The sequence below is a fragment of the Paenarthrobacter sp. TRD_SC_7 genome, assembly GCF_056156245.1.
In genome coordinates, this window is sequence record NZ_CM149587.1 from 2,620,153 (window position 1) to 2,642,022 (window position 21,870).

Below are 21,870 nucleotides of genomic sequence, written 5' to 3' on the forward strand. Positions count from 1 at the left end.
CGTACGCACCTCACTTAATCGCACGCTGTAGATCACCACTTGAGTAGCTAACAACTAAGACAAGGACGTCACCATGAATCAATACGTCATCGCCATTGATCAGGGCACCACCAGCTCCCGCGCCATCGTGTTTGACCACACAGGCAACATCGTGTCCACCGGTCAGATGGAACACGAGCAGATCTTCCCGCAGGCAGGCTGGGTGGAGCACAACCCCGCCGAAATCTGGAACAACACCCGCGAGGTCATCGGCTCTGCCCTGTCCAAGGCGAACCTGACACGGCACGACATTGCCGCCGTCGGCATCACCAACCAGCGCGAAACAGCTGTCGTCTGGGACAAGAACACCGGCGAGGCTGTCTACAACGCGATCGTCTGGCAGGACACCCGCACCCAGTCGATCGTCGACGAGCTGGCGCAGGACGGTGGACCCGAGCGCTTCAAACAGAAGGTCGGCCTACCCCTGGCTACGTACTTCTCCGGCACCAAGATCAAATGGATCCTGGACAACGTCGAAGGCGCACGCGAACGCGCTGAGGCCGGCGACCTCCTGTTCGGCAACACCGACGCCTGGGTTCTGTGGAACCTGACCGGTGGCGTGGACGGCGGTGTGCACGTCACTGACGTGACCAACGCTTCCCGCACCTTGTTCATGGACCTCGAGACCCTGCAGTGGGACCAGGAAATCCTGGACATCTTCGGCGTCCCGGCTTCCATGATGCCGGCCATCAAGTCCTCCTCTGAGGTATACGGCCACGTCCACACCTCACAGTTGCTTCGCGAAACGCCGGTAGCAGGCATCCTCGGTGACCAGCAGGCGGCAACCTTCGGCCAGGCCGCTTTCCAGCCCGGCGAGGCCAAGAACACCTACGGCACCGGTTGCTTCCTGATCTTCAACACGGGCGAGGAGATCGTTCACTCCAAGAACGGCCTGCTCACCACCCTCGGATACAAGTTGGGCGACGCCAAGCCCCACTACGCGCTGGAAGGCTCCATCGCCGTCACGGGTTCCCTGATCCAGTGGCTCCGCGACAACCTCGGCATGATCAGCTCCGCTCCTGAAGTAGAGGAACTGGCCGCCGCTGTTAAGGACAACGGCGGCGTATACATCGTCCCGGCCTTCTCCGGCCTGTTCGCCCCCTACTGGCGTGCAGACGCGAGGGGCGCCATCGTCGGACTCACACGCTTCGCCAACAAGGGTCATATTGCCCGCGCAGCACTGGAAGCAACTGCATTCCAGACGCGCGAGGTACTCGACGCCGTCAACGCCGACTCGGGCGTTCCGCTCACCGAGTTGAAGGTCGACGGCGGCATGGTTGCCAATGAGGCCCTCATGCAGTTCCAGGCAGACATCCTCGGCGTACCCGTAGTCCGCCCGAAGGTGGTCGAAACCACGGCCCTCGGTGCTGCCTACGCGGCCGGTCTCGCCGTCGGCTTCTGGAAGGACCTCGGTGAGCTCAGCGCAAACTGGAACGAAGACAAGCGCTGGGAGCCGCAGCTTCCGGCAGAGGAGCAGGAGCGTCAGTTGCGTCTCTGGAAGAAGGCCGTAACCAAATCCATGGATTGGGTCGACGAAGACGTGAAGTAGTCTGACCTGACGTTGATGGCAGCCGCGCCTGCCCCGCCCGTCCCCAGCTGCTCCCGCCGCTCGCAAGCTCGCGGTGGGGCCCTCGCAGCCGGGGGGCCCACCACGGGTGCCCACCACACCCGGGCGAGGCGCGGCTGCCATCAACTCAATCGCCAGCTCCATAAGCCGTTCGTTGCGACTGGAGCGTTTGATCGTGCGCTATTGTAGATCTATGCGTGCGATCCTTCTGCTTAGCTAGCCGCTCGGCTTTCAATAGCCGTGCGGCCGCCCCTCCATTGTCGAGGGGCTTTTGTGTGTCCGGGGGTATCCGGGACCGCAGCAGGAGGCAAAACCGCCATCGAAGAACAGAAGAGGGCAGCAGTGAGCGTTCAGCCGGAGACAGAGACCGGAACAGCACAAACAGCCGCAGCCGAAGCGCCCGAAGAAGGCGTCTACAGCTTCGCTGCGATGGAAGCCAAGTGGCCGCAGGTTTGGGAGGACCTTAAGGTCTTCACGCCTGCCGACGACGGTTCGCGGGAACGCCGCTACGTGCTGGACATGTTCCCTTACCCCTCCGGCGACCTCCACATGGGCCACGCCGAAGCCTTCGCGATGGGTGACGTCGTGGCGCGCTACCTGCGCCAGAAGGGCTTTGATGTCCTGCACCCCATCGGTTGGGACTCCTTCGGCCTGCCCGCTGAGAATGCGGCCATCAAGCGGAACGCGCACCCCAGCGAGTGGACTTACGCGAACATCGACACCCAGGCGGCGTCGTTCAAACGCTACGCAATCTCTGCCGACTGGTCCCGCCGCCTCCACACCTCTGATCCGGAGTACTACCGGTGGACCCAGTGGCTGTTCAAGCGCTTCTACGAGCGTGGCCTGGCATACCGCAAGGACTCGCCCGTCAACTGGTGCCCCAAGGACCTCACCGTGCTGGCCAACGAGCAGGTCGTCAACGGCGCTTGTGAGCGTTGCGGCACCCCTGTTACCAAGAAGTCCCTGAACCAGTGGTACTTCAAGATCACGGACTACGCCGATCGTCTTCTTGAGGACATGGACCAGCTGCAGGGTCACTGGCCCGAACGCGTTCTGGCCATGCAACGCAACTGGATTGGCCGCTCCGAGGGCGCCCACGTGCGGTTTGTCATCGAAGCCACGGAGGACCGTGCCGAGCGCGAAGTCACCGTGTTCACCACCCGGCCGGACACCCTGTACGGTGCAACGTTCTTCGTTGTTGCAGCGGATGCTCACCTGGCGCTGGATTTGGTGACCCCTGAACAGCACGATGAACTCATGGCCTACCGCGAAAAGGTCAAGGCGCTCTCGGAAATCGAGCGCCAGTCCACCGAACGCGAGAAGACCGGCGTCTTCACCGGGCGCTACGCCATCAACCCGCTCAACGGAGAAAAGCTCCCGGTGTGGGCCGCTGACTACGTCCTGGCCGACTACGGCACGGGCGCCATCATGGCCGTGCCCGCCCACGACCAGCGCGACCTCGACTTCGCCAAAGCTTTCAATCTGCCTGTCCGAGCAGTATTGGAGACTGGTGCCGAAGACCCCGCAGAGACTGGCGTTGCCACCGCAGGTGAAGGCACGCTCAAGAACTCCGGTGACTTGGACGGGCTGTCCAAATCGGAAGGCATTCCCGCAGCGATCGAGATCCTCGAGAAGCTCGGAACCGGCGAAAAGTTCGTCAATTTCCGGCTGCGTGACTGGTTGCTGAGCCGCCAGCGTTTCTGGGGTACCCCCATTCCCATCATCCACTGTGGCGAATGTGGCGAAGTGCCCGTTCCAGATGACCAGCTGCCCGTCAGGTTGCCCGACAACCTGCGCGGCGAGGCGTTGTCGCCGAAGGGGACCTCCCCGCTGGCCGCCGCCGTCGAGTGGGTCAACGTTGAGTGCCCCAACTGCGGCCGTGCAGCGCAGCGTGATACTGACACCATGGATACGTTCGTGGACTCGTCCTGGTACTTCCTGCGATTCGTATCGCCGGATTACACCGAAGGCCCGTTCGATCCCGAAAAGATCAACAACTGGATGCCGGTCGGGCAGTACGTGGGCGGCGTCGAACACGCCATCCTCCACCTGCTGTACGCACGTTTCTTCACCAAGGTCATTAAGGACATCGGCCTTATCGAAGCCAACGAACCGTTCTCAGCGCTCCTCAACCAGGGCCAAGTGCTCAACGGCGGCAAGGCCATGAGCAAGTCCCTCGGCAACGGCGTGGATTTGGGCGAGCAGTTGGACAAGTTCGGTGTCGACGCCGTTCGCCTCACCATGGTCTTCGCCTCCCCACCTGAGGACGACGTCGACTGGGCGGACGTTTCGCCGTCGGGTTCGGCCAAGTTTCTGGCCCGTGCGTGGCGCCTGGGCCAGGACGTCAGCAGTGAACCGGGCGTTGATCCGGCCGCTGGTGACCGTGCCTTGCGCACCGTGACGCACAAGACCATCGCAGATGCCGCTGAACTGCTGGACAACAACAAGTTCAACGTCGTGGTTGCCCGCCTCATGGAGTTGGTCAATGCCACGCGCAAGACCATCGACTCGGGTGCAGGTGCCGCAGACCCGGCTGTTCGTGAAGCGGTGGAAGCCGTTGCAGTGATCTTGAGCCTCTTTGCGCCCTATACGGCAGAGGACCTCTGGAACACCCTGGGTCACCCCGCATCAGTGGCAAACGCCGGCTGGCCAAAGCACGATGACGCACTCCTGGTACAGGACACCGTCACCGCTGTGGTTCAGGTCCAAGGCAAGGTCCGCGACCGCTTGGAAGTTTCGCCGGACATCACCGAGGACGAGCTGCGTGAGCTCGCCTTGGCCTCGGAGAACGTCCAGCGTGCCCTGGACGGCCGTGGCATCCGCACCGTCATCGTGCGGGCACCTAAACTGGTGAACATCGTTCCTGCCTAGCAGGGATAGTGCGGCCGCCGGCGTTCTGCCGGCGGCCAGCCATCATCTTTGGAGGTTGCGTGCCTGAGCGAGAACCACCCGCATGGATATGGCTCAAGGAAAGAGTGGCGCGCCTCCGGCAGCCCACGGCGCCGGTTCCTGTCGCTGACGTGCCGCTGGCCGCCGTCGTCAAGACGGCGGTTGTCACCGATTCCGCCGCGGCCCTGCCGCCGGACTGGGTTTCTGCCTTTGCCGCTGACGGTCGCCTCGCGGTCGTTCCCATGCCAGTTATGGTCGGTAGTGAAATTTACGGCGAAGGCGAAGACGACATCACTCAGACGTTGTCGCTCGCCCTTGCCTCTGGTGCATCGGTGAAAACGTCCCGGCCATCGCCCGGGCAATTTGAACAGGCCTACCTCGCTGCCCAGCGCCGCGGTTTCGAATCCGTGGTGTCCATCCACATATCGTCCGAACTCTCCGGAACTGCGGATGCCGCCCGGCTGGCTGCGGCGCGCGTCAGCATCCCCGTGGAAGTGGTTGATTCGCGCACAGTGGGGATGGCACAAGGCATGGGAGTCCAGAGTGCCGTGGTGGCTGCGGCCGATGGCCAGGATTCGGCTGAAGTCCGCGGCTTCGCCGAGCGGCGCATGGAGCGGACCAAGGTCTACTTCTACGTGCCCAGCCTGGAACAATTGAGGCGGGGTGGGCGCATCGGGGCGGCAGCATCGCTGTTCGGTACCGTGTTGGCCATTAAGCCCATCCTGGCGGTCGACGGCGGCAAGATCGTTCCGCTCGAAAAGGTCCGTTCCGCTGCGCGAGCCGTGGCCCGCCTTGAGGAAATCGTCGCCGCGGACGTGGCCTCCCGCCCGGCAGGCCAGCAACGATTGGCAGTTCACCACTTTGGCAATCAGCTGGAGGCCGAAGCCTTGGCTGCCCGCCTGAACGAAAAATGTCCTGACTGCCCAGCGCCCCAAATCAGTGCCCTCCCGGCTGTGTTGGCAGCTCATGCAGGATTAGGCGTTCTCGCGGTCATCGTGGGGGAGAGCAGTACGCCAACGGCTTGATCCTTCGCTGGTCTTATCCACATAGGGCACCTCGTCCCCGCTGTGACAGTGGTGGCAGCCATAGGCTCGTTTTATGCCACGCCGGAACCGGGATGCCTCCCCAGATGCCGCAGCGCAGGCAGTCCGGCAGCGTTTTGCATCCCGTCTGGGTACGCACACCCAGACCATTCCGCTATTACAGTTGCCCGTCGAGCCGGATCCGACGCCCGAAGATTCGGACCCGGAATCCGGGACGCGTTATATGCGGACCCGCTGGCGAACCCCATGGCGGGTTGCTGCCCTCCTTGCCGTAGTAGGAGTTGCCATTATTGCCTGGCACTTGTGGCAATCGGCCGTGGGGCAGCCAACAACGGAACCCCTCACTTCTTCCTCCTCTGCGGGGCCCGGCATGGGGGGTACTTCCGAATCCCCTCAGTCAGAGTCCACGGAGGCTGGGGGGAGCGTGCTCGTGCACGTGGCCGGTGCGGTGCAGAAACCCGGTGTTGTTTCCTTGCCGATGGGCAGCCGGGTTTTCCAAGCGATTGAGGCTGCAGGCGGAGTTGTTTCCAATGCGGAACTCAACGGCCTCAACCTTGCTGAGGTGGTGAGCGACGGGGCCAAGATTCAGGTCCCGGTGGTCGGGGAGGTGCCGAAGCCTGCTCCACTTGCTGGAAGTTCAGGCGGTGCTGGCGGTTCTGAAGGGGCCGCGGGCCCTGCGGCCGCAGATGTCAAGGTCAACATCAACACTGCGTCCCTGGAAGAACTGGGAACGCTGCCGAGAGTCGGGCCGGTGACTGCGCAAGGAATTATTGACTGGCGGAAAGAGCACGGACCTTTTGCCTCGGTAGACGAACTTGACGCGGTTGACGGCATAGGACCCAAGCTCATGGAATCACTCAAAGACCTTGTGACGGTCCAAGATGGCTAGTTCGACTGAGGTGACAAGGCGTGCTGCGGTCTCAGCGTTATCGAGGCGTACGGATCTGAGGCTGGTTCCCGCTGTGCTGGTGACGTGGTCCGTTGCCCTGGCCGGGGCTTTCATTGATGCAACCTCGTCCGCAGCCCTGGCGGGCGTTTTTGCTTTGGCTGGGGGTCTGCTGTTGGTGGGGGCGCGGCGTCATCGGCCAGCCCTACACCGGGCCAGAACGGTCCCCGCCACCATTGCCCTTGCATGCATCTTGGGTGCTGTAGTGGCTGTTGATTGTGCTGCCATGGCCAACACGCGCGAAGAGGGGCCGCTCGCTGAGGCGGTAGCAGAGGGGAGTGGTGTCCTTATCCACGTGCTCATCACAGGAGCTCCTACCGAGGTCCGCGTGTCGGGCCATGCCAGCGGAAACAGGTGGTCGGTAGATGCAGCCTTGGCTGAGGTCACCTCCAAGGGTTCGGTCATTCAAGGTTCCGCAGACCTGGTGATAGTGGGTGGGAATGGCTGGCAAGACGTGCGGCCCGGGCAGCGGGTCAGAACTTCGGGAACGGTAAAGGCTGTCCGGGAGGGACAAACGCAGGCGGCTCTTTTGTCGGCGTCCTCCGCGCCCGTTGTCGTCGCGTCGACTCTTGATATCCGACAATCCGCGTCCGATGTGCGGAGGCACTTCGTCGCAGCATCGAGTTGGTTGCCGCCGGACCCGGCCGGGCTCATGCCGGGCATGGTCACAGGAGACACCAGCGCTCTTCCGGAAAGTCTGGAGGCGGATATGAAGACAACCGGAATGACACACCTGACCGCGGTCAGCGGTGCTAATTGCAGCTTGGTCCTGGGAGGCTTCATTCTGTTGGCGCGATGCCTGAGGCTGACACGCCCCGTAGCCGGCACTTTTGCTGCGTGTGGTCTGGCGGCTTTTGTTGTGATGGTGGGTCCGGAACCAAGTGTGCTCCGGGCTGCTGTGATGGGGACTGTCGGGCTGGCGGCCATGATTGGGGGGCTGCGGGGTCGATCCTTGACGTTCCTCTGCCTAGCCACCATTGTTCTCTTGCTGCTTGATCCGAGTATGGCGGCGAATGTCGGGTTCCTGCTGTCCGTGCTGGCGACTTTGGGTATTGTCCTGCTGGCCGCTCACGTTGCGTCATGGATCCCTGTATGGGTGCCACGGTGGTTGGCCGCGGGCGTTGCCGTTCCGTTGTCTGCGCAGCTGCTGTGCGGCCCGGTGATTGTGGCCCTTCAACCGCAGTTCACTCCCTACGCGTTCATCGCCAATGTGGTGGCCGGCATTTTGGTGGCCCCGGTGACGGTCTTCGGGACCCTTGCCGTTCCGTTGGCGGTTGGTCTGCCATGGTTGGCACCGGTTCCCATAGCCGTCGCCGGGGGATGTGCGGGCGTGGTGGCCGGCGTGGCCAGGTTCTTCGCGCATTTGCCCGGGGCAGCCCTGCCATGGGCCGAAGGACCGGCCGGGATTGTGTCCATGGTGGCCTTCTCGACGATGACGTTATTGGTTGTCTGGGTAGCGCTCCACCCTACACAAGCCATGGCAGGCATCGTTGGGCTGCATGATGTCGTGGTGGTGCTCCTCGGTCGCTGGCCGGGGAATCTTGATTGCTGCCCCCGGAATCGGGTTGGGGGAGACGGGGCAACTAAGGAAACGCAACGAGGGCTCCATAAGCCCCGCCGATCAAGCAAGTGCCTAAGGCGGAAAGTCCCCCGGCAGAAGTGATCTGTGCTCGGACCGCACAGAACTGCCTGGCTGCGCGACGCCCGGTTCGCTATGGGCGGGCTTGAAAGAAACATAACAAATTCACAAGAAATAGTGACTTTGGACGGTTTGTAACGCATGATTGATTCAGCCGATCCCGAGGACGTGAACGGCACGAACCAGAAGGGAGCGCAGATGACGCGCTTTGTTGATGTAAGCAACATGATCCGTTGGGTCAGATCCCAAGGCCCGGAAACGATCATCAAAGACCTGATTCACTACATGGAAGAGGACTTCCGGCGCTGGGCCCGGTTCGATAAGTCTCCGAGGGTAGCCAGCCATACCCCATATGGCGTTATCGAACTCATGCCCACCAGTGATCACGAGACCTACGGATTCAAGTACGTGAACGGGCATCCTTCCAATCCAGCCCGTGGCTACCAAACCGTCACGGCGTTCGGCGTTCTGGCAGATGTCCATAACGGCTATCCAACGTTCCTGGCGGAAATGACGATCCTTACCGCGCTACGCACCGCAGCCACGTCCGCCATGGTCGCGAAGGTCTTGGCTCGAGCCGATTCCAGTGTCATGGCCATGATTGGAACCGGGAGTCAGGCAGAATTCCAGGCACTGGCAATGAGAACGGCGCTGGGCGTGGCCAAGCTTCAGGTTTGGGATACCGATCCCGCCGCAGTGAACAAGTTCATCCGCAACATGATTCCCCTTGGATTCGAAATACATGTTGCTTCGTCTGCTCTGGAAGCAGTTCAGGGTGCCGACATCGTCACGACGTGCACGGCAGACAAAACCCAGGCAACGATCATCAGCGTGCAGCACATTGCTCCTGGAATCCATCTCAACGCGATCGGCGGAGATTGTCCCGGAAAAACGGAACTTGACCCATCGATCCTGGAGATCGGTGACGTCTTTGTTGAGTATGAGAGCCAGACACGGATCGAAGGCGAAATCCAGCAGATGCCGGCCGACTTCGCCGTCACAGAATTCTGGAAGGTCCTCCTCGGCGCGGCACCAGGGCGTACCTCAGAAGATCAAATCACCATCTTCGATTCCGTTGGATTTGCTGTGGAAGACTTCTCAGCCCTGCGATACGTGCGGGACTCCGTGGACGGTTCCGAGTTCTTTGAAGATATAGACCTCGTTGCCAATCCGGACGATCCCAAGGACCTGTTCGGCCTTGTCGGTGCTTTATCGCCCGTCGGATAGACGACTTACTCCAGCGTCGCCATCCACCAAATGTCTTCAGATATGACTCCCAAACCCGGACCAAAATCCCCATCTCCTACGGAGCGCTATGTCCATCTCAATCAAGCCCCCATTACGTTCTTCACTTCTTCTTTCCGTGGCAACCCTCATGGCAATGTCGATGGTGAGTTGCACCGTCCCCACCGGTGAAGGTGGTGACTCCGGGGTTTCCGGAGAAGCCGTCAAGCTCGGTCTTCTGGCCCCGCTCACGGGTGTGGCCGCTGCCGACGGCAAGCTCATGGAACAGGGCGCTCGACTTGCAGTCGACGAAATCAATGCCAGGGGCGGCATCGATGGCAGGAATGTTGAACTCAAAGCCCTTGACGTGCGGGACCAGAAGTCGGACGCGGTCTCGGCCGCCGTGACGCAGCTGACCTCAGACCCCGATGTCGCGGCAGTGCTCACCGGCTATGCAAGCACCACAAACTTTGAAATCGATCAACTGGCAGAAGCGGGAATTCCGTACCTGCTCAGCGGCAACAGTGCCCAGACGCAGGACATCATCTCCAAGAATCCAGAAAAGTATCCTGGAGTTTGGTCCCTTGCCCCTTCATACGAGGGCTACAGCACCGGCATCCCTGAACAATTGGATGCATGGAACGCCGATGGCACTTTCCCGCTCACTAACCGCCGCGTTTACATCATCTCCAGCGACAATGCGTACTCCAATGGCATAGCTTCCGGGTTGGAGAAGAACTTCAGGGCAAAGGGGTGGGAAGTTACCGGGCCCGACACTGTTCCCTTTGGGGAAGTAGACGACTGGACCACGCAAATTACCAAGATCCGGCAGGTCGATCCGGCCGTGATCATCAATCTCGACTACTTGACCGCAAATGCGTCAAAGTTCCTCACCCAGTTCCGCCAGAATCCTACTCAGTCTTTGGTATTTTCGCAGTACGCCCCAAGCGTCCCGGAGTTCACTGAGCTGGCAGGGAAGAACGCTGATGGAGTGCTTTACAACCTTCCGTTTGCCCCGTTGCCAGCATTGTCGGAAACCAAGGACCTCACCCGGAAGCTGACGGAGGCATACGAGAACGAACCTAGCCTGTATAGCTACGGCCTCTACGAACAGGTCCATTTGTGGGCCGACGCTGTGAAGGAAGTCGGTGATCCTGACAAGCGCGAGGAAGTCGGAGCTGCATTGGGCAAGCTGGACAAGCAAACCGCGCTTGGTCGTGTCCATTTTGATCCCAAAACGCATCTGGCCGTGGCTGGCAAGGACGGTATCCCGATGACGTATTACCAAATCCAAACCGGAAAACGCCTGAACATCGCTCCTGAAGAGTTCGCCGACGGCACGTTCCACAGGCCCGAGTGGATGAAATGAGATTCTCCGAGTCATCTGCCCGGGGCACTTCCAACGGGCACCTCCTGGAAGTCCGGCAGGTCAGTCGCCGCTTCGGTGGATTCGTGGCCGTGGACAACGTCACGCTGAATGTCAGCGAGGGGGAGATCCTGGGGATTGCCGGTCCCAACGGTGCCGGAAAGAGTACTCTCTTCAACTTGATCTCCGGGGTCCCGTTCGGCCCGACAGGCGGAGAGATTCTCTTCGATGGTATCCGGATTGACAAGCTCCCGGCGCACAAAATCGCTCGCTCGGGAATGCGTCGAACCTTCCAAGCAGAACAGCTTTTCCCGTCGTTGAGCGTTTCAGACAACATCGCCGTGGCCAACCACTACCTTGGCGGCGGGCGCACCAAGGGGGACGTGGAAACTGCCTTGGAAACCGTAGGAATCACCAGATACAGGGACGATAAGGCGGCGGAAATACCTCTGCTTGCAAAAAAGAAGCTGATGATAGCGAGCGCCCTTGTCTCAACGCCGCGGCTCCTGATGCTGGATGAACCGGCCGGCGGCCTCAACGATGAGGACCAGGCTGAACTCATCCTGCTCCTGAGGGAACTTCAGAAGGGCGGCTTGACATTGCTGATCATTGAGCACGTACTCAGTCTTATCCGCGATCTTGCCAAGAGGATGATCATCATGTCATCCGGTGAAGTCCTGGTTGAAGGAACCCCCGACGCCGTTCTTGCGGATCCGCGGGTGATGGAGGCATATCTGGGGAAGGCCACAGCGTGAATCACCTTCAGCAGAAAGTTAGCCCACTGCTCGGCGTGTATGACCTTGAGGCAGGATATGGCCGCTTGCCTGTGGTCCGATCATTTTCCATCGAGGTCATGCCGGGTGAAGCACTGGCCCTGTTGGGTCCCAACGGTCATGGAAAGACGACCGCCCTGCGCGCCATCTCAGGCCTGGGCAGGACATCGTCAGGTCGGGTTGTCTTCGATGGCAGCGATATCACCGGCATGCCCGCCTACAGGATAGTCAACCAGGGAATTATGCATGTGCCCCAAGGCAGTCAGCTCTTTCCGAGGCTCACTGTCAGGGAGAACCTGGCATTAGCAGGCGGCATCCCGGCAGCGAGGGGTCAGCGGGAAGGGACTCTGGAAATGGTCCAGGAACTGTTTCCCAAGCTCCGGCAACGTCGCGGACAACTTGTGGGCACGCTGTCCGGCGGAGAACGCCAAATGGTGGCCATCGGAATGGGCCTAATGGCAAAGCCCAAACTCCTGGTGCTGGATGAACCGACTCTCGGGCTGGCACCCAAGATCCGGTACGAAATCCTTGAGACACTCCACGAAGTCCGCCGATTGGGTCTGTCGCTAATAGTCGCCGATGGCGATATTGAATTCCTCTTCGAACTCGCGGACCGCTGGCATCTTGTGGAGCTCGGACGGATCGTCTCCAGCGGAACCACAGACGTCAAGCCCAGCCACGAGGAAGTCATGGACATGTACGTCGGCTCCCACGCGTCAACCGCAACCAACACCAATGAAGGAGACAAGCATGACTGACGCCCTCCTTTCCATCCTCGTCTCAGCCCTCGTGCTCGGGTCGCTTTACTCGTTGATGGCCAGCGGACTGTCCCTCATATGGTCCACGCTGGGAGTCTTCAACTACGCTCACGGTGCGCTCCTGCTGCTGGGCGCGTACTTCATCTGGACGTTCTCAGAGAAGGTCGGGCTCCCGGTTCTCCTCGCCTTCGCCGCTGCGGTTCCCCTGCTGGCTTTGCTGGGCATGCTCCTGGACCTCGTCGCAGTCCGGCCATTCATCAGCAGGCCAAACGGAACGCTCTTGGTCATGGTTTCCACCCTCGCTATTGCCAACGCAGTGGAGGGCGCAGCACAACTGATCTGGGGACCGCAGAACAAGCAGATAAAGTCTGTGAGCACCTCAACGTTTGCCATGGGCGATGTAAAAATCGCGAGCTCCACCCTCATCGCCCTGAGCCTGGCCTTAGTTCTGGTTATAGGACTGATTATGTTGCTGCGCACAACGAAGTGGGGGATGGCCGTCCGGGCAGTGGAACAAAACAGGGATATGGCAATGCTCGTCGGAATCAGGCCGGCGCGCATATACGCCGGCGTCTTTGCGGTGGCATCAATTCTGGCCTGCGCCGCTGCCTTCGTCTATGGAACGACCACCACCATTACTCCCACTAAAGGCTTTGAACCCCTGCTGACTGCCTTTGTCGTCCTGGTCTTCGGCGGGTCGGCCACTTTGTGGGGAACCTTGGTCGGCGCCTTCACCATAGGCCTGTTGGAAGCGGGCACGACGTACTGGCTCGGGCTGCAATGGAGCCCTGTCGCCGTCTTCCTCGTCTTGGTCCTCATCATGCTGGTCCGCCCCCAAGGCCTAGTGAAAGGACGTTCGTAATGAACAGTCTTGGATCCCTCAAGCGCTTCGCTACGTGGCCGTTACTCTTGCTTGCCGCTGCCTTATTGCCGTATGTCGTCATCAGCGGCTCTGCACGCTTGCTGGCCGCGACGGCGCTCATTTACGCGCTGCTTGCCGCCAGCTGGAACCTGACGCTGGGCATCGGCGGAATCTTCAACTTCGCCCACGTTGGCTTCTTCGGCGTCGGAGGCTACACGATGGCCGTTGCCACAGTTACATGGGATGTAAATCCGTGGATCGGGCTCCTTCTGGCAACGGTTGCGGGAGGGCTGGCGGGTGCACTGGCTTACATTCCGGTGATACGGATGCGCGGCATCTACATCGCACTTATCACCTTCGTCTTCGTGCAGTTGTGCTACTACCTGGTTCTGGCTATTCCCGGAATCACCGGCGGATCCAGTGGTCTGACAGGCGTGCCGGCACTGAGCCTAGGAGATTTTTCTTTCGCCAAGTACTCGGGGTTGGGCTACTTATGGTTGCTCGGCGGGGCAGTGGTCCTGCTCCTGGTCCTGCTGCGGGCCACCCTACGCAGCCCGTTCGGCAAGAGCCTTATCGCGCTGCGCGACAATGAAAGCCTCGCAGTCAGCCGCGGAATGAACCGCGTCAGGCAGCATCTTTTGGCCTTCATCCTCAGCGGTGCCGTTGCCGGCGTTACAGGAGCCCTCTACGTTGCCTACTTCCGCGTTGCGGACGTCACGCTCTTCAGCTTCGGATTCGTCACCCTTGGCTTGAGTATGATCTTCCTCGGCGGCACCGGTCATATCTGGGGTCCGGTCTTGGGGGCGCTGATAGTCACAGTCATCGACCGCCAACTCACGGACCTGGGTCCAGCGCGTGCGATCATCATCGGCGTCGGGACCTTGCTGGTTCTTATTTTCCTCCCGAGCGGCATCTCGGGCCTCCTCGAAGACGCACTGGACAGAACGCGGAGGATTCTTCGAAGAAACCGGAACAAATCCGCCCAGACAGCGAACCAACTACCCGCAAGCCAACATTCGGAAGTCGAGGAAACCACCCATGTCCGTTGATGCCATGGCCCGAAATGAGCAGAACCAGCGTAGGGCAGTCCTGGACGCAGTGGATCGTTTAGCCCCCAGGATCGTCCAGTCTGTCGCCGACGCCGTCAAGATCCCGAGCATAAACCCTAAGTATCCCGGTCAGGACTACGGGAAGCTTGTGGGCGCAGAGGGGGAGGTCAGCGCTCTTATGACTGATCTTCATCGCGAAGCCGGTGCCTCGACGGAACTCGTAGCAGTTGAGAAGGGCCGGGACAATGCTTGCGGGCGGATTGCCGGAACAGGCGGCGGCCGCTCGCTGCTGCTCAACGGGCACGTGGACGTGGTGCCGCCAAACCGGGAAGGTCTTTGGGACCATGCGCCGTTCTCCGGCTTGATCACCGACGATGCTGTCCATGGCAGGGGAGCTACGGATAATAAAGCCGGCACAGTCGCCGCGGCATACGCTGCCATCGCTTTAGCCACCGCAGGTATCCGGCTCCAAGGAGATCTTGTGCTGCAGGCGGTCGTCGGAGAAGAAGTCGGTGACCACCTTTCGGGCACAACGGCAGCTTTGCAAGCAGGATATGCGGCCGACGCTGCAATCGTCTGCGAACCGTCGAACTTCTCCGACGCACCTCCCAATCTGGTTCCCACCACCCCAGGACTGTTGTGGTTCTCACTGTCCCTTGTCGGCAAAGCCGCGCACTCCGGTTTGCGGGGTCTGACCATTCATCCGACCCTTGAAGGCGAAGCTTTGGGTGTCAACACCATCGACAAGTTCTGGATCATTTATCACGCCCTGCGGCAGTTGGAAGATACTTGGGCGCGGCGTGACAGGCACCCCCTGTTCCAGCCGGGCTACTTCAATCTCTTGCCCGGGGTGATCCGAGGAAACCCGGAGGGCGTCCTGGTCCCGTTCTTCCTTGCCGACACGCTTACAGTCGAATACTGCGTCTATCACCATCCTGAGCGAAGCAACCACGAAGTCATCGATGAGATCGAGAAAACCGTGCGTCAAGCTTGCGCCAACGATCCGTGGCTAAGCGCCCACCGTCCCGAATTTGACTGGAAGCTCCTATGGCCGCCATACACTGCGCCAGCCAGCCATGAACTCATCCCCGCGGTCATGAAAGCCCACAGTGATTCTGTCGGCGGGTTTGACCTCGCCACGCCACCCAAACAGGAGGGGTTCCTCGGTGTTTGCGACCTCACATGGATGGATGCCCAAGGTATCGACGGGCTCGTTTATGGTCCCGGGGTCGGCCGGACCGCGCACGCGGAAAATGAGTACGTGCCGATCCACCAGATCATCACCTCAGTAAAGACGTACGCCTTATCCGCAATGGACTACTGCGGCGTCTCAGGCAATGAATCCAGCATCAAACAACCCACGACTGGCCGGAGGCGCCCGTGAACACCCCTGATATTTTCGTTGCTACCTGCGATCTCGCAGGGCAGGTCAAGGGGCGGGGTGCTCCTGGCGAAGCCTACGGCTCCGTTCTTCGCTCCGGGCTGGGATGGGTGCCGGCGAACCTCGGCATTTCGGCTTTCGGCAGCATTGCGCCGGGCAGTGCCTTCGGCTCAACCGGAGACTTGCGCCTGATGCCGGACGAAGCCACCGAAATCACCATTGCCGACGGGCCCACCACGACTCGGCTCAGGGTCTTGGTGGCGGACCAAACACAAGCTGACGGAACCGACTGGGACTGCTGTCCCAGGACCTTCCTGCGCCGCGCCATCAGCGACTTTCGGGAGCAAACGGGCCTGCGCGTTATCGCCACTTTTGAACACGAGTTCGTTTTGGAGGGCCTGCCTCAATCAGCTCCGTTTTCCTTGCGTAGGCATCTCGACGCCGATCCGTTCGGACCAGACCTGCTGCGTCTCTTGACGGATTGTGGTCTCGCACCGGAGAACTGGTTGCCTGAATACGGGGCAAACCAGTTTGAAATCACGGTGGAACCGAGCGATCCCCTCACTGCCGCAGACAGGGCGGTGCTCTTACGCGAATTGGTCCGCGATTTGGCAATCCGACGCGGCCTCAGAGCGTCTTTCGCTCCGCTTCAGGAACCAAACGGTACTGGTACCGGTGTCCATGTCCACATCAGTTTGGTGGACGACGGCGGTAGGCCGGTTCTGTTTGACGCCACCCGTCCCGGCCGCCTATCCAAGGTTGGATCCAGGTTCAGTGCAGGAATCCTGCGTCACGCCGAAGCACTGACGGCGTGGACAGCACCGAGCCCGGTTTCCTTCATGCGCCTGGCTCCGGATCGATGGAGTGCAGGCGGCATCTTCCTGGCGGAACGAAACAGGGAGGCCCTTCTCCGAATCTGTCCAACGAGTTCGGCAGGTGGATCTGCTCCGGAGCACCAATTCAACCTTGAGTACAGGGCAGCCGATGCAACCGCCAACCCGTGGCTCACGCTTGGTGTCCTGCTCAGGGCCGGCATGTCCGGAATCGTAGGTGGTGACGAGTATCCAGAACCTGACGTTTTTCCGGAGACGGCAGGGCCGGCTGAATTGAACGATGTGCCTCGGCTCCCAGCTACTCTCCAGGACGCACTTCTGGCCTTGGAAAAAGACCAAAGCGTGACGTCGTGGTTCCATCCGGATTTGTTGGCAACGTACTTGGCGGTTAAACGGCATGAGCTCGCCCATGTGGCTGCCCTCGATGATGCTGCCCGAATCAAAGCGGTGTCTGATGTCTACTAACCCCATCGAAGGGCTCCTGTCCGCTATCGAGGAAATGCCTTTGGTTGACCACCACGTCCATGGAGCGCTGAAGGATGACGTTGATCGATCTTCGCTGGAAGAACTGCTGACGGAGTCCGACAGGCCCGTTCCTGAATGGATGACGCAATTCGACTCCCAGTTGGGCTTTGCGATTCGTCGTTGGTGTGCGCCGTTGCTGGGCCTTCCTGCCCATGCGAGTGCCAACGCATACTTTGCACGGCGTGTGGAGCTCGGGACGCCCGAAGTAACCTCACGCCTGCTCAAGTCTGCAGGAATAGGCCATTTCCTGATCGAGACCGGATTTCGCGGTGATCAAATCCACGGCCTTGCGGGGATGGAGAGCATCAGCTCAGGCTCAGTGGGCGAGATTGTCAGGCTCGAGTCCGTGGCGGAGTCTCTCGCTTCGGAAGGCGTATCAGCCGCCCAATTTGCTGACGCTTATGCGGCCCGGCTGGCGCTGGCAACGCAGAACGCGGTAGGAGTCAAGAGCATCATCGCCTACCGTCATGGGTTCGACTTTGATCCAATCCGGCCGTCCAAAGAAGAAGTGGGGAAGGCAGCTGCTTCCTGGCTCCGGCTGGTAGCAGCCGGTTACTCGCTCCGTGTCTCGGATCCTGTGCTTTTGCGCTTCTTTCTCTGGTCTGGCGTCGACCGCGGCCTGCCCATACAAATGCACACTGGGTACGGCGACCCTGACCTGCGTCTGGATCGCTGTGACCCGTTGCTTCTGGTTCCCTGGTTGAAGCTGATTGAACCTTTTAGGGTGGACGTACTTCTCCTCCACTGCTATCCGTATCATCGGCACGCAGGCTACCTCGCGCAGGTATTCCCGCACGTCTACTTCGATGTCGGGCTTGGGACCAACTACACAGGCGTTCAGTCTCTGGAACTGATCAAAGAGTCTTTCGAACTGGCACCGTTCTCCAAGATCCTGTTTTCCACGGATGCGTGGGGGCCTCCGGAGCTCCATTACCTCGGGGCGCGACTATGGCGCGAAGGAATGAGGAAGGTCCTGGGGGCCTGGGTTCGCGATGGAGACTGGGCAGAGGAGGACGCCATTCGAGTAGTTCACATGGTCGGAAGGGATAACGCGGTGCGCGTTTATGAACTGGGGGAGAAGTGAATTCTGAACTGTTTGAAGAGCTCAGGAGTCGCATTGACCGGGAGATCCCAAGTGCAATAGAACTTCGCCACAAATTGCACACTATGCCGGATCTATCAGGTTCCGAGGGGCCGACCCTTGATCTGGTCTTGAACGCTTTACCTGGGGACCTGCCAACCAGGTTTGTGGCCGGAACAGGGGCTGTACTTCGAATTGGCGGGCCGGGCAAGGCGATTGCTATCCGTGCTGAGCTGGATGCGCTTCCCGCGTTGGAAGAGTCCGAACTCGATTGGGCTTCCCAAAGGCCAGGTGTCATGCACGCCTGTGGGCATGATGTCCATCTAGCTGCTGTTGTTGCCTTGGCCAAGGCCGTCCACTCAACAGCGGGCGCTACCCCCATGGCACTGGTCTTCCAACCCAGGGAAGAAACGTACCCGTCCGGGGCGAAGGACATCTGCGCAACGGGGATACTCGCGGAGGAAGACGTGCGGGCCACAGTCGCGGCCCATGTTCAGCCCCTGCTGCCCGGAGGGACAGTGGCGTGCACGCCGGGGGCCGTGAATGCCTCATCGGACGAGTTCGTCATCAACATTCAGGGACGGGGTGGACACGCTGCCTACCCGCACATTGCAGCGGACCCTGTTCTGGCGTTGTCCCACGTTGTGGTCTCGTTGCAAAACATCGTGAGCCGGAACGTGGACCCCATGGATTCGGTCGTCCTCACCATTGCCACCCTTCAGGCTGGTACCGCGGCTAACGTCATACCCGGTACTGCCGCTGCCCGCGGAACGGTTCGCACCATGTCCACACCCGTGAGGACGGAAGTGCTGCGGCGACTTGCCGAGACGGTCCGCCTGGTTGCAGCGGCCCACGGCTGCAGTGGTGAAGTAACCGTCACCGAAGGCGAACCCGTCCTGGAGAATGATGCTCACATCGTCAAGGCGACGGCTCCTCTACTGCTGGCTCTCGGCATGGAAGTGGACAGTAATCTCAGGTCTGCGGGTTCTGATGATTTTTCGTACTTTTCGGAAAAGATGCCTTCATTGATGATGTTCGTGGGTACCAGCGGCGCCGGGGAACGGTTGCACTCAAGCACTTTCGTGCCCCACGACTCTCATGTCCATGATGTGGCGCATGCGCTCCTGGCTGGATACGTTGGCGCCGCCAGGACGTTACTGCCCGCCCATGAATTGCCGCTGGTTGTCGCCCCAACGAGCTGACCGCACGCTACCGGTCAAGCTGTTTTGGGTTTCCTGATTGAATGGGGATCAAAAGCGGAGGCCGTCACAACTACTTCCAGCTTTGCCGCATATGCAAGAAAGGAATGCCATGTCGCAGTCCGGACAATTTGAACAGTCTGAGAACCAATCTGCCCGGTTGACCTTGGCGGACCGGATCCGTCAAATTCAGGGTTCGCTCTCCCCGGCAGAGCACAAGCTCTCGCGAGTGTTCCTCGCCAACTACCCGACGGCAGGGTTGGAGTCCACGGTTGAATTTGCCAAGAAAGGCAATGTCAGTGCCCCCACCGTGCTCAGGTTCGTCAGCAGACTGGGCTTCAACAAGTACCGGGACTTCCAGGATGCCCTACGCGAAGAAGTGCAGGCGCGGAGGGCATCCCCGCTGACCCTTCAAGGCAAAATACGCGCTGACTCAGATGCTCCGGAATTGGCTCGGTCAGTGGCGGAAACCGCTGTCGAAGGCATCGAGAGCACGGTCGCTTCGCTGCCGGAGCATGAGTTCGACCGTGCCGTTGCACTTCTATGCAATACCTCACTGCAAATTACTTCGATCGGCGGTAGGTTCTCTCACCTCCTTGCCACCTACTTGGACTTGCACCTTCGTCTGATGCGGCCCAACACCTTGGTGCACGCCCAGCATCCGAACAATGACTCCACATTCATAGCTGACCTCAGCAAGCGCGATGTCTGCGTCTTCTTTGATTTTCGTCGCTACCAGAAAGACACCGTTGACATGGCAAAGGCAGCCCGGGCGAGGGGGGCCAAGATCATCCTCATTACAGACCCGTGGCTCTCACCGGTTTCCTTTAACGCGGACGTTGTTCTGCCGGCACGGGTGGAGGCAGCGGGGTCGTTTGACAGCATCGTGCCGGCGACCGTTTTGGTGGAGGCCCTCATCGCAGCGGTTCACGTCAAACTTGGGCCGGCGGCTGAAGACCGTATGCGGACTTTGGAAGCCGGCTATGGCACAGTGCTGGCCGATTAAGCCCGGTTTTCTTCTCGCTGGCCCGTATAGCCGGGGCAACTATGACGCGTAACCTTACGAGCGGTCGAGCCGTGACCAAGGCGGGTAACGGCAAGATCGGAGCCGCTCCAAGGAGAACGAGCCATCTTGCCCATGGTGAAAGTGATGCAGAACTTCGCCCTCATCGCGGCCCCTCGCGCTGACCCGGAGACGGTGGCTGCCTGGTGCGACGTCGGTTAGTTCGCCGGTGGTCTCACCCGCCCAGGACGCCCGGCGCATCGTGTGTCCATCGGGCAGGGTGAAGGACACTTCCACGACATCCTCCCAGGGAGAAGCATCATCCATGGGAGGTCGTTCGTTCAGCAAAACGATACAGACGGCGGATCCTCCGTAACGACGGGCGACATGCAAGTAGACGCCATCCGGTGTAGCGGCTCCAGCCAAGCCGTTGATCTGCCCCTCGAAGAAGCGTTCGATGATTCCATCAAAGCCGTAGCCAGCCCAGTAGAGATCGAACTGCCCCATAATCGGTCTCGACGACTTGATCCAACAGCACTCTATCCACGGCATTAGCATAATGTGGGGCCGCTCTCTAGGATGGCGTGCGACGAGGACTCGTCGTGGTGCTCACTTTTCGTTTTGCGGGACCGCCAGAGGACGGACGTCACTGCCAGGGCCATAGCCAATGCGGTAAAGATATCTATCTGCCGCGCGGCCGCGCGGCCTCGCGCCGGGCGATCACGAGCTCGTTGATGGCGTACGGGACGATCACGAACAGAGGCAGCAGAATACCCTGCCAGAACGGTACAAAGGAGAACAACAGCGGCAGAAAAGAGGCCACGAACAGGACGCTGTGGATGTATCGATACCACTTCATGGAGTTCCCTCCGCCAGTTCCGGCAGGCGATGCAATCCGCACCCCATTTTCAGAGCTGCTTTTCCATATGAATGTCGTCAGGCTCTTTCTCGAAGAGTTCTGCATCAACCTCCGAGGCGAGGGAAGAACCCATGCTGGAGTAGAACTTCACCGCCGATTCGGTTTCGGTGGAGGAGATATACAGTTGCTTTGCTCCTCGTTGGGCGGCGATTTCGCTCAGTGCCACGAAGATCCGGCGACCAATGCCTTGCCTTCGATACTGGCGGCTGACATACATCAGGTCGAGTTGGAGTTGGTCTCCAGTCACGCCGAGTCGCTTGTGAGCCAGAACGCCGAAGCCCACCAGCATTTCATCATCGAATGCGCCTACAGCTGCTCCACCGCACTGCAGTTCGTCCTCAAACCGGGTAATTATTTCCTGGTATTCGTTCTGGTCCCAGTTCGGGCACTCATGTCCGGCTGCCGTTGCTTCAAGTTGCCCTTCCGATAACCGGTAGACCGACTCGATTTGCTCCGACCGGTCAATCATGAAGATTTTGTGGGACTCCTTAAGAGCCATCTCCCTAAGGGAAATCACTTCTGGCTTTCCTTTCGTTGTCCAAGCCATACTGCAGTCACAGCCTTGGTCTGTCCACTACTTGCCCGGCGAGTGGGCGGGCGGCGGCGGAGGGTCTTGGGATAATGAGCTTGCTGGAGTGTCCCTGCGATGGGCTGGTAGATGCCCAGCAAACCTCTTAAGGTGGTGGTTTTGCCAGAGCCGTTGCTGCCTGGGAGCCCGAACGTTTTCCCCGGCCTGGGAGCTTCGCATCACTAACCCGATCTGCAACAATGTGG

The 21,870-nt window shown here is 60.2% G+C and carries 19 protein-coding genes and 1 pseudogene; 16 read left to right on the top strand and 4 right to left on the bottom strand.

Translation table 11 applies throughout. The annotated features are described in order from the left end of the window. The first annotated feature begins 73 nt into the window (after window positions 1-73). From glpK to AC0J5Z_RS12870, 16 genes are all read left to right on the top strand, one after another. Window positions 74-1,588, top strand: a complete 1,515-nt coding sequence (gene glpK, locus AC0J5Z_RS12795) for a glycerol kinase GlpK (protein ID WP_475032672.1) — start codon at window positions 74-76, stop codon at window positions 1,586-1,588. 360 nt (window positions 1,589-1,948) lie between these two features. Continuing rightward, complete coding sequence (gene leuS / locus AC0J5Z_RS12800) at window positions 1,949-4,477, top strand: leucine--tRNA ligase (protein WP_475032674.1); 2,529 nt, start codon at window positions 1,949-1,951, stop codon at window positions 4,475-4,477. 59 nt (window positions 4,478-4,536) lie between these two features. Then, window positions 4,537-5,520, top strand: coding sequence for a DegV family protein (locus AC0J5Z_RS12805; RefSeq protein ID WP_475032676.1), 984 nt, complete (start codon window positions 4,537-4,539; stop codon window positions 5,518-5,520). A 73-nt stretch (window positions 5,521-5,593) separates the two neighbouring features. Beyond that, window positions 5,594-6,427 (top strand): helix-hairpin-helix domain-containing protein, encoded by an 834-nt coding sequence (locus AC0J5Z_RS12810; protein WP_475032679.1) that lies wholly within the window; start codon window positions 5,594-5,596, stop codon window positions 6,425-6,427. Between the two features lie 79 nt (window positions 6,428-6,506). Further along, window positions 6,507-8,147: a ComEC/Rec2 family competence protein gene (locus AC0J5Z_RS12815; RefSeq protein ID WP_475032683.1), complete on the top strand. Its 1,641-nt coding sequence runs from the start codon at window positions 6,507-6,509 to the stop codon at window positions 8,145-8,147. A 174-nt stretch (window positions 8,148-8,321) separates the two neighbouring features. Then, window positions 8,322-9,350, top strand: coding sequence for an ornithine cyclodeaminase (locus AC0J5Z_RS12820; protein ID WP_475039687.1), 1,029 nt, complete (start codon window positions 8,322-8,324; stop codon window positions 9,348-9,350). A 154-nt stretch (window positions 9,351-9,504) separates the two neighbouring features. Continuing rightward, complete coding sequence (locus tag AC0J5Z_RS12825) at window positions 9,505-10,716, top strand: ABC transporter substrate-binding protein (protein WP_475032684.1); 1,212 nt, start codon at window positions 9,505-9,507, stop codon at window positions 10,714-10,716. Continuing rightward, the gene (locus tag AC0J5Z_RS12830) at window positions 10,713-11,468 is read left to right on the top strand and encodes an ABC transporter ATP-binding protein (protein ID WP_475039691.1); all 756 of its coding nucleotides are present in this window, start codon (window positions 10,713-10,715) and stop codon (window positions 11,466-11,468) included. Before AC0J5Z_RS12825 ends, AC0J5Z_RS12830 begins: the two co-directional genes overlap by 4 nt. Then, window positions 11,465-12,244: an ABC transporter ATP-binding protein gene (locus AC0J5Z_RS12835; RefSeq protein WP_475032686.1), complete on the top strand. Its 780-nt coding sequence runs from the start codon at window positions 11,465-11,467 to the stop codon at window positions 12,242-12,244. The genes AC0J5Z_RS12830 and AC0J5Z_RS12835 overlap by 4 nt, the downstream gene beginning before the upstream one ends. Next, window positions 12,237-13,106 (top strand): branched-chain amino acid ABC transporter permease, encoded by an 870-nt coding sequence (locus tag AC0J5Z_RS12840; protein ID WP_475032688.1) that lies wholly within the window; start codon window positions 12,237-12,239, stop codon window positions 13,104-13,106. The genes AC0J5Z_RS12835 and AC0J5Z_RS12840 overlap by 8 nt, the downstream gene beginning before the upstream one ends. Continuing rightward, on the top strand, window positions 13,106-14,155 hold the full coding sequence (locus AC0J5Z_RS12845) for a branched-chain amino acid ABC transporter permease (RefSeq protein WP_475032690.1): 1,050 nt from the start codon (window positions 13,106-13,108) through the stop codon (window positions 14,153-14,155). Before AC0J5Z_RS12840 ends, AC0J5Z_RS12845 begins: the two co-directional genes overlap by 1 nt. Then, the gene (locus AC0J5Z_RS12850; protein WP_475032692.1) at window positions 14,145-15,539 is read left to right on the top strand and encodes an ArgE/DapE family deacylase; all 1,395 of its coding nucleotides are present in this window, start codon (window positions 14,145-14,147) and stop codon (window positions 15,537-15,539) included. Before AC0J5Z_RS12845 ends, AC0J5Z_RS12850 begins: the two co-directional genes overlap by 11 nt. Further along, window positions 15,536-16,834, top strand: coding sequence for a type I glutamate--ammonia ligase (locus AC0J5Z_RS12855; RefSeq protein WP_475032693.1), 1,299 nt, complete (start codon window positions 15,536-15,538; stop codon window positions 16,832-16,834). Before AC0J5Z_RS12850 ends, AC0J5Z_RS12855 begins: the two co-directional genes overlap by 4 nt. Then, a complete protein-coding gene (locus AC0J5Z_RS12860) occupies window positions 16,824-17,978 on the top strand; it encodes an amidohydrolase family protein (protein WP_475032696.1) in 1,155 nt (384 codons plus the stop codon). Before AC0J5Z_RS12855 ends, AC0J5Z_RS12860 begins: the two co-directional genes overlap by 11 nt. Continuing rightward, window positions 17,975-19,177 carry a M20 metallopeptidase family protein gene (locus AC0J5Z_RS12865; RefSeq protein ID WP_475032698.1) on the top strand — a complete coding sequence of 401 codons (1,203 nt, stop codon included), beginning with the start codon at window positions 17,975-17,977 and terminating at the stop codon, window positions 19,175-19,177. Before AC0J5Z_RS12860 ends, AC0J5Z_RS12865 begins: the two co-directional genes overlap by 4 nt. A gap of 109 nt (window positions 19,178-19,286) precedes the next feature. Beyond that, window positions 19,287-20,180 carry a MurR/RpiR family transcriptional regulator gene (locus AC0J5Z_RS12870; protein WP_475032699.1) on the top strand — a complete coding sequence of 298 codons (894 nt, stop codon included), beginning with the start codon at window positions 19,287-19,289 and terminating at the stop codon, window positions 20,178-20,180. A 54-nt stretch (window positions 20,181-20,234) separates the two neighbouring features. On the opposite strand, the gene AC0J5Z_RS12875 is transcribed toward AC0J5Z_RS12870, so the two are convergent. The 4 genes and pseudogenes from AC0J5Z_RS12875 to AC0J5Z_RS12890 all read right to left on the bottom strand — a co-directional run. Continuing rightward, a complete protein-coding gene (locus tag AC0J5Z_RS12875) occupies window positions 20,235-20,684 on the bottom strand; it encodes a hypothetical protein (RefSeq protein WP_475032701.1) in 450 nt (149 codons plus the stop codon). 175 nt (window positions 20,685-20,859) lie between these two features. Then, on the bottom strand, window positions 20,860-21,036 hold the full coding sequence (locus tag AC0J5Z_RS12880; protein WP_475032702.1) for a hypothetical protein: 177 nt from the start codon (window positions 21,034-21,036) through the stop codon (window positions 20,860-20,862). A gap of 49 nt (window positions 21,037-21,085) precedes the next feature. Next, complete coding sequence (locus tag AC0J5Z_RS12885) at window positions 21,086-21,565, bottom strand: GNAT family N-acetyltransferase (RefSeq protein ID WP_475032703.1); 480 nt, start codon at window positions 21,563-21,565, stop codon at window positions 21,086-21,088. Window positions 21,566-21,609: 44 nt separating this feature from the next. Continuing rightward, window positions 21,610-21,816, bottom strand: a pseudogene (locus tag AC0J5Z_RS12890) (ATP-binding cassette domain-containing protein); the annotation flags it as partial. Window positions 21,817-21,870: the final 54 nt, after the last annotated feature.

Excerpts from the sequence above, each read along its gene's own strand:
- AC0J5Z_RS12885 (WP_475032703.1), bottom strand. The coding sequence starts at position 21,565 with ATGATTGACCGGTCGGAGCAAATCGAGTCGGTCTACCGGTTATCGGAA.
- AC0J5Z_RS12820 (WP_475039687.1), top strand. The coding sequence starts at position 8,322 with ATGACGCGCTTTGTTGATGTAAGCAACATGATCCGTTGGGTCAGATCC.
- AC0J5Z_RS12830 (WP_475039691.1), top strand. The coding sequence starts at position 10,713 with ATGAGATTCTCCGAGTCATCTGCCCGGGGCACTTCCAACGGGCACCTC.
- AC0J5Z_RS12845 (WP_475032690.1), top strand. The coding sequence starts at position 13,106 with ATGAACAGTCTTGGATCCCTCAAGCGCTTCGCTACGTGGCCGTTACTC.
- AC0J5Z_RS12880 (WP_475032702.1), bottom strand. The coding sequence starts at position 21,036 with ATGAAGTGGTATCGATACATCCACAGCGTCCTGTTCGTGGCCTCTTTT.
- AC0J5Z_RS12825 (WP_475032684.1), top strand. The coding sequence starts at position 9,505 with ATGTCGATGGTGAGTTGCACCGTCCCCACCGGTGAAGGTGGTGACTCC.
- AC0J5Z_RS12840 (WP_475032688.1), top strand. The coding sequence starts at position 12,237 with ATGACTGACGCCCTCCTTTCCATCCTCGTCTCAGCCCTCGTGCTCGGG.
- AC0J5Z_RS12860 (WP_475032696.1), top strand. The coding sequence starts at position 16,824 with ATGTCTACTAACCCCATCGAAGGGCTCCTGTCCGCTATCGAGGAAATG.
- glpK (WP_475032672.1), top strand. The coding sequence starts at position 74 with ATGAATCAATACGTCATCGCCATTGATCAGGGCACCACCAGCTCCCGC.
- AC0J5Z_RS12875 (WP_475032701.1), bottom strand. The coding sequence starts at position 20,684 with ATGGGGCAGTTCGATCTCTACTGGGCTGGCTACGGCTTTGATGGAATC.
- AC0J5Z_RS12810 (WP_475032679.1), top strand. The coding sequence starts at position 5,594 with ATGCCACGCCGGAACCGGGATGCCTCCCCAGATGCCGCAGCGCAGGCA.
- AC0J5Z_RS12850 (WP_475032692.1), top strand. The coding sequence starts at position 14,145 with ATGTCCGTTGATGCCATGGCCCGAAATGAGCAGAACCAGCGTAGGGCA.
- AC0J5Z_RS12870 (WP_475032699.1), top strand. The coding sequence starts at position 19,287 with ATGTCGCAGTCCGGACAATTTGAACAGTCTGAGAACCAATCTGCCCGG.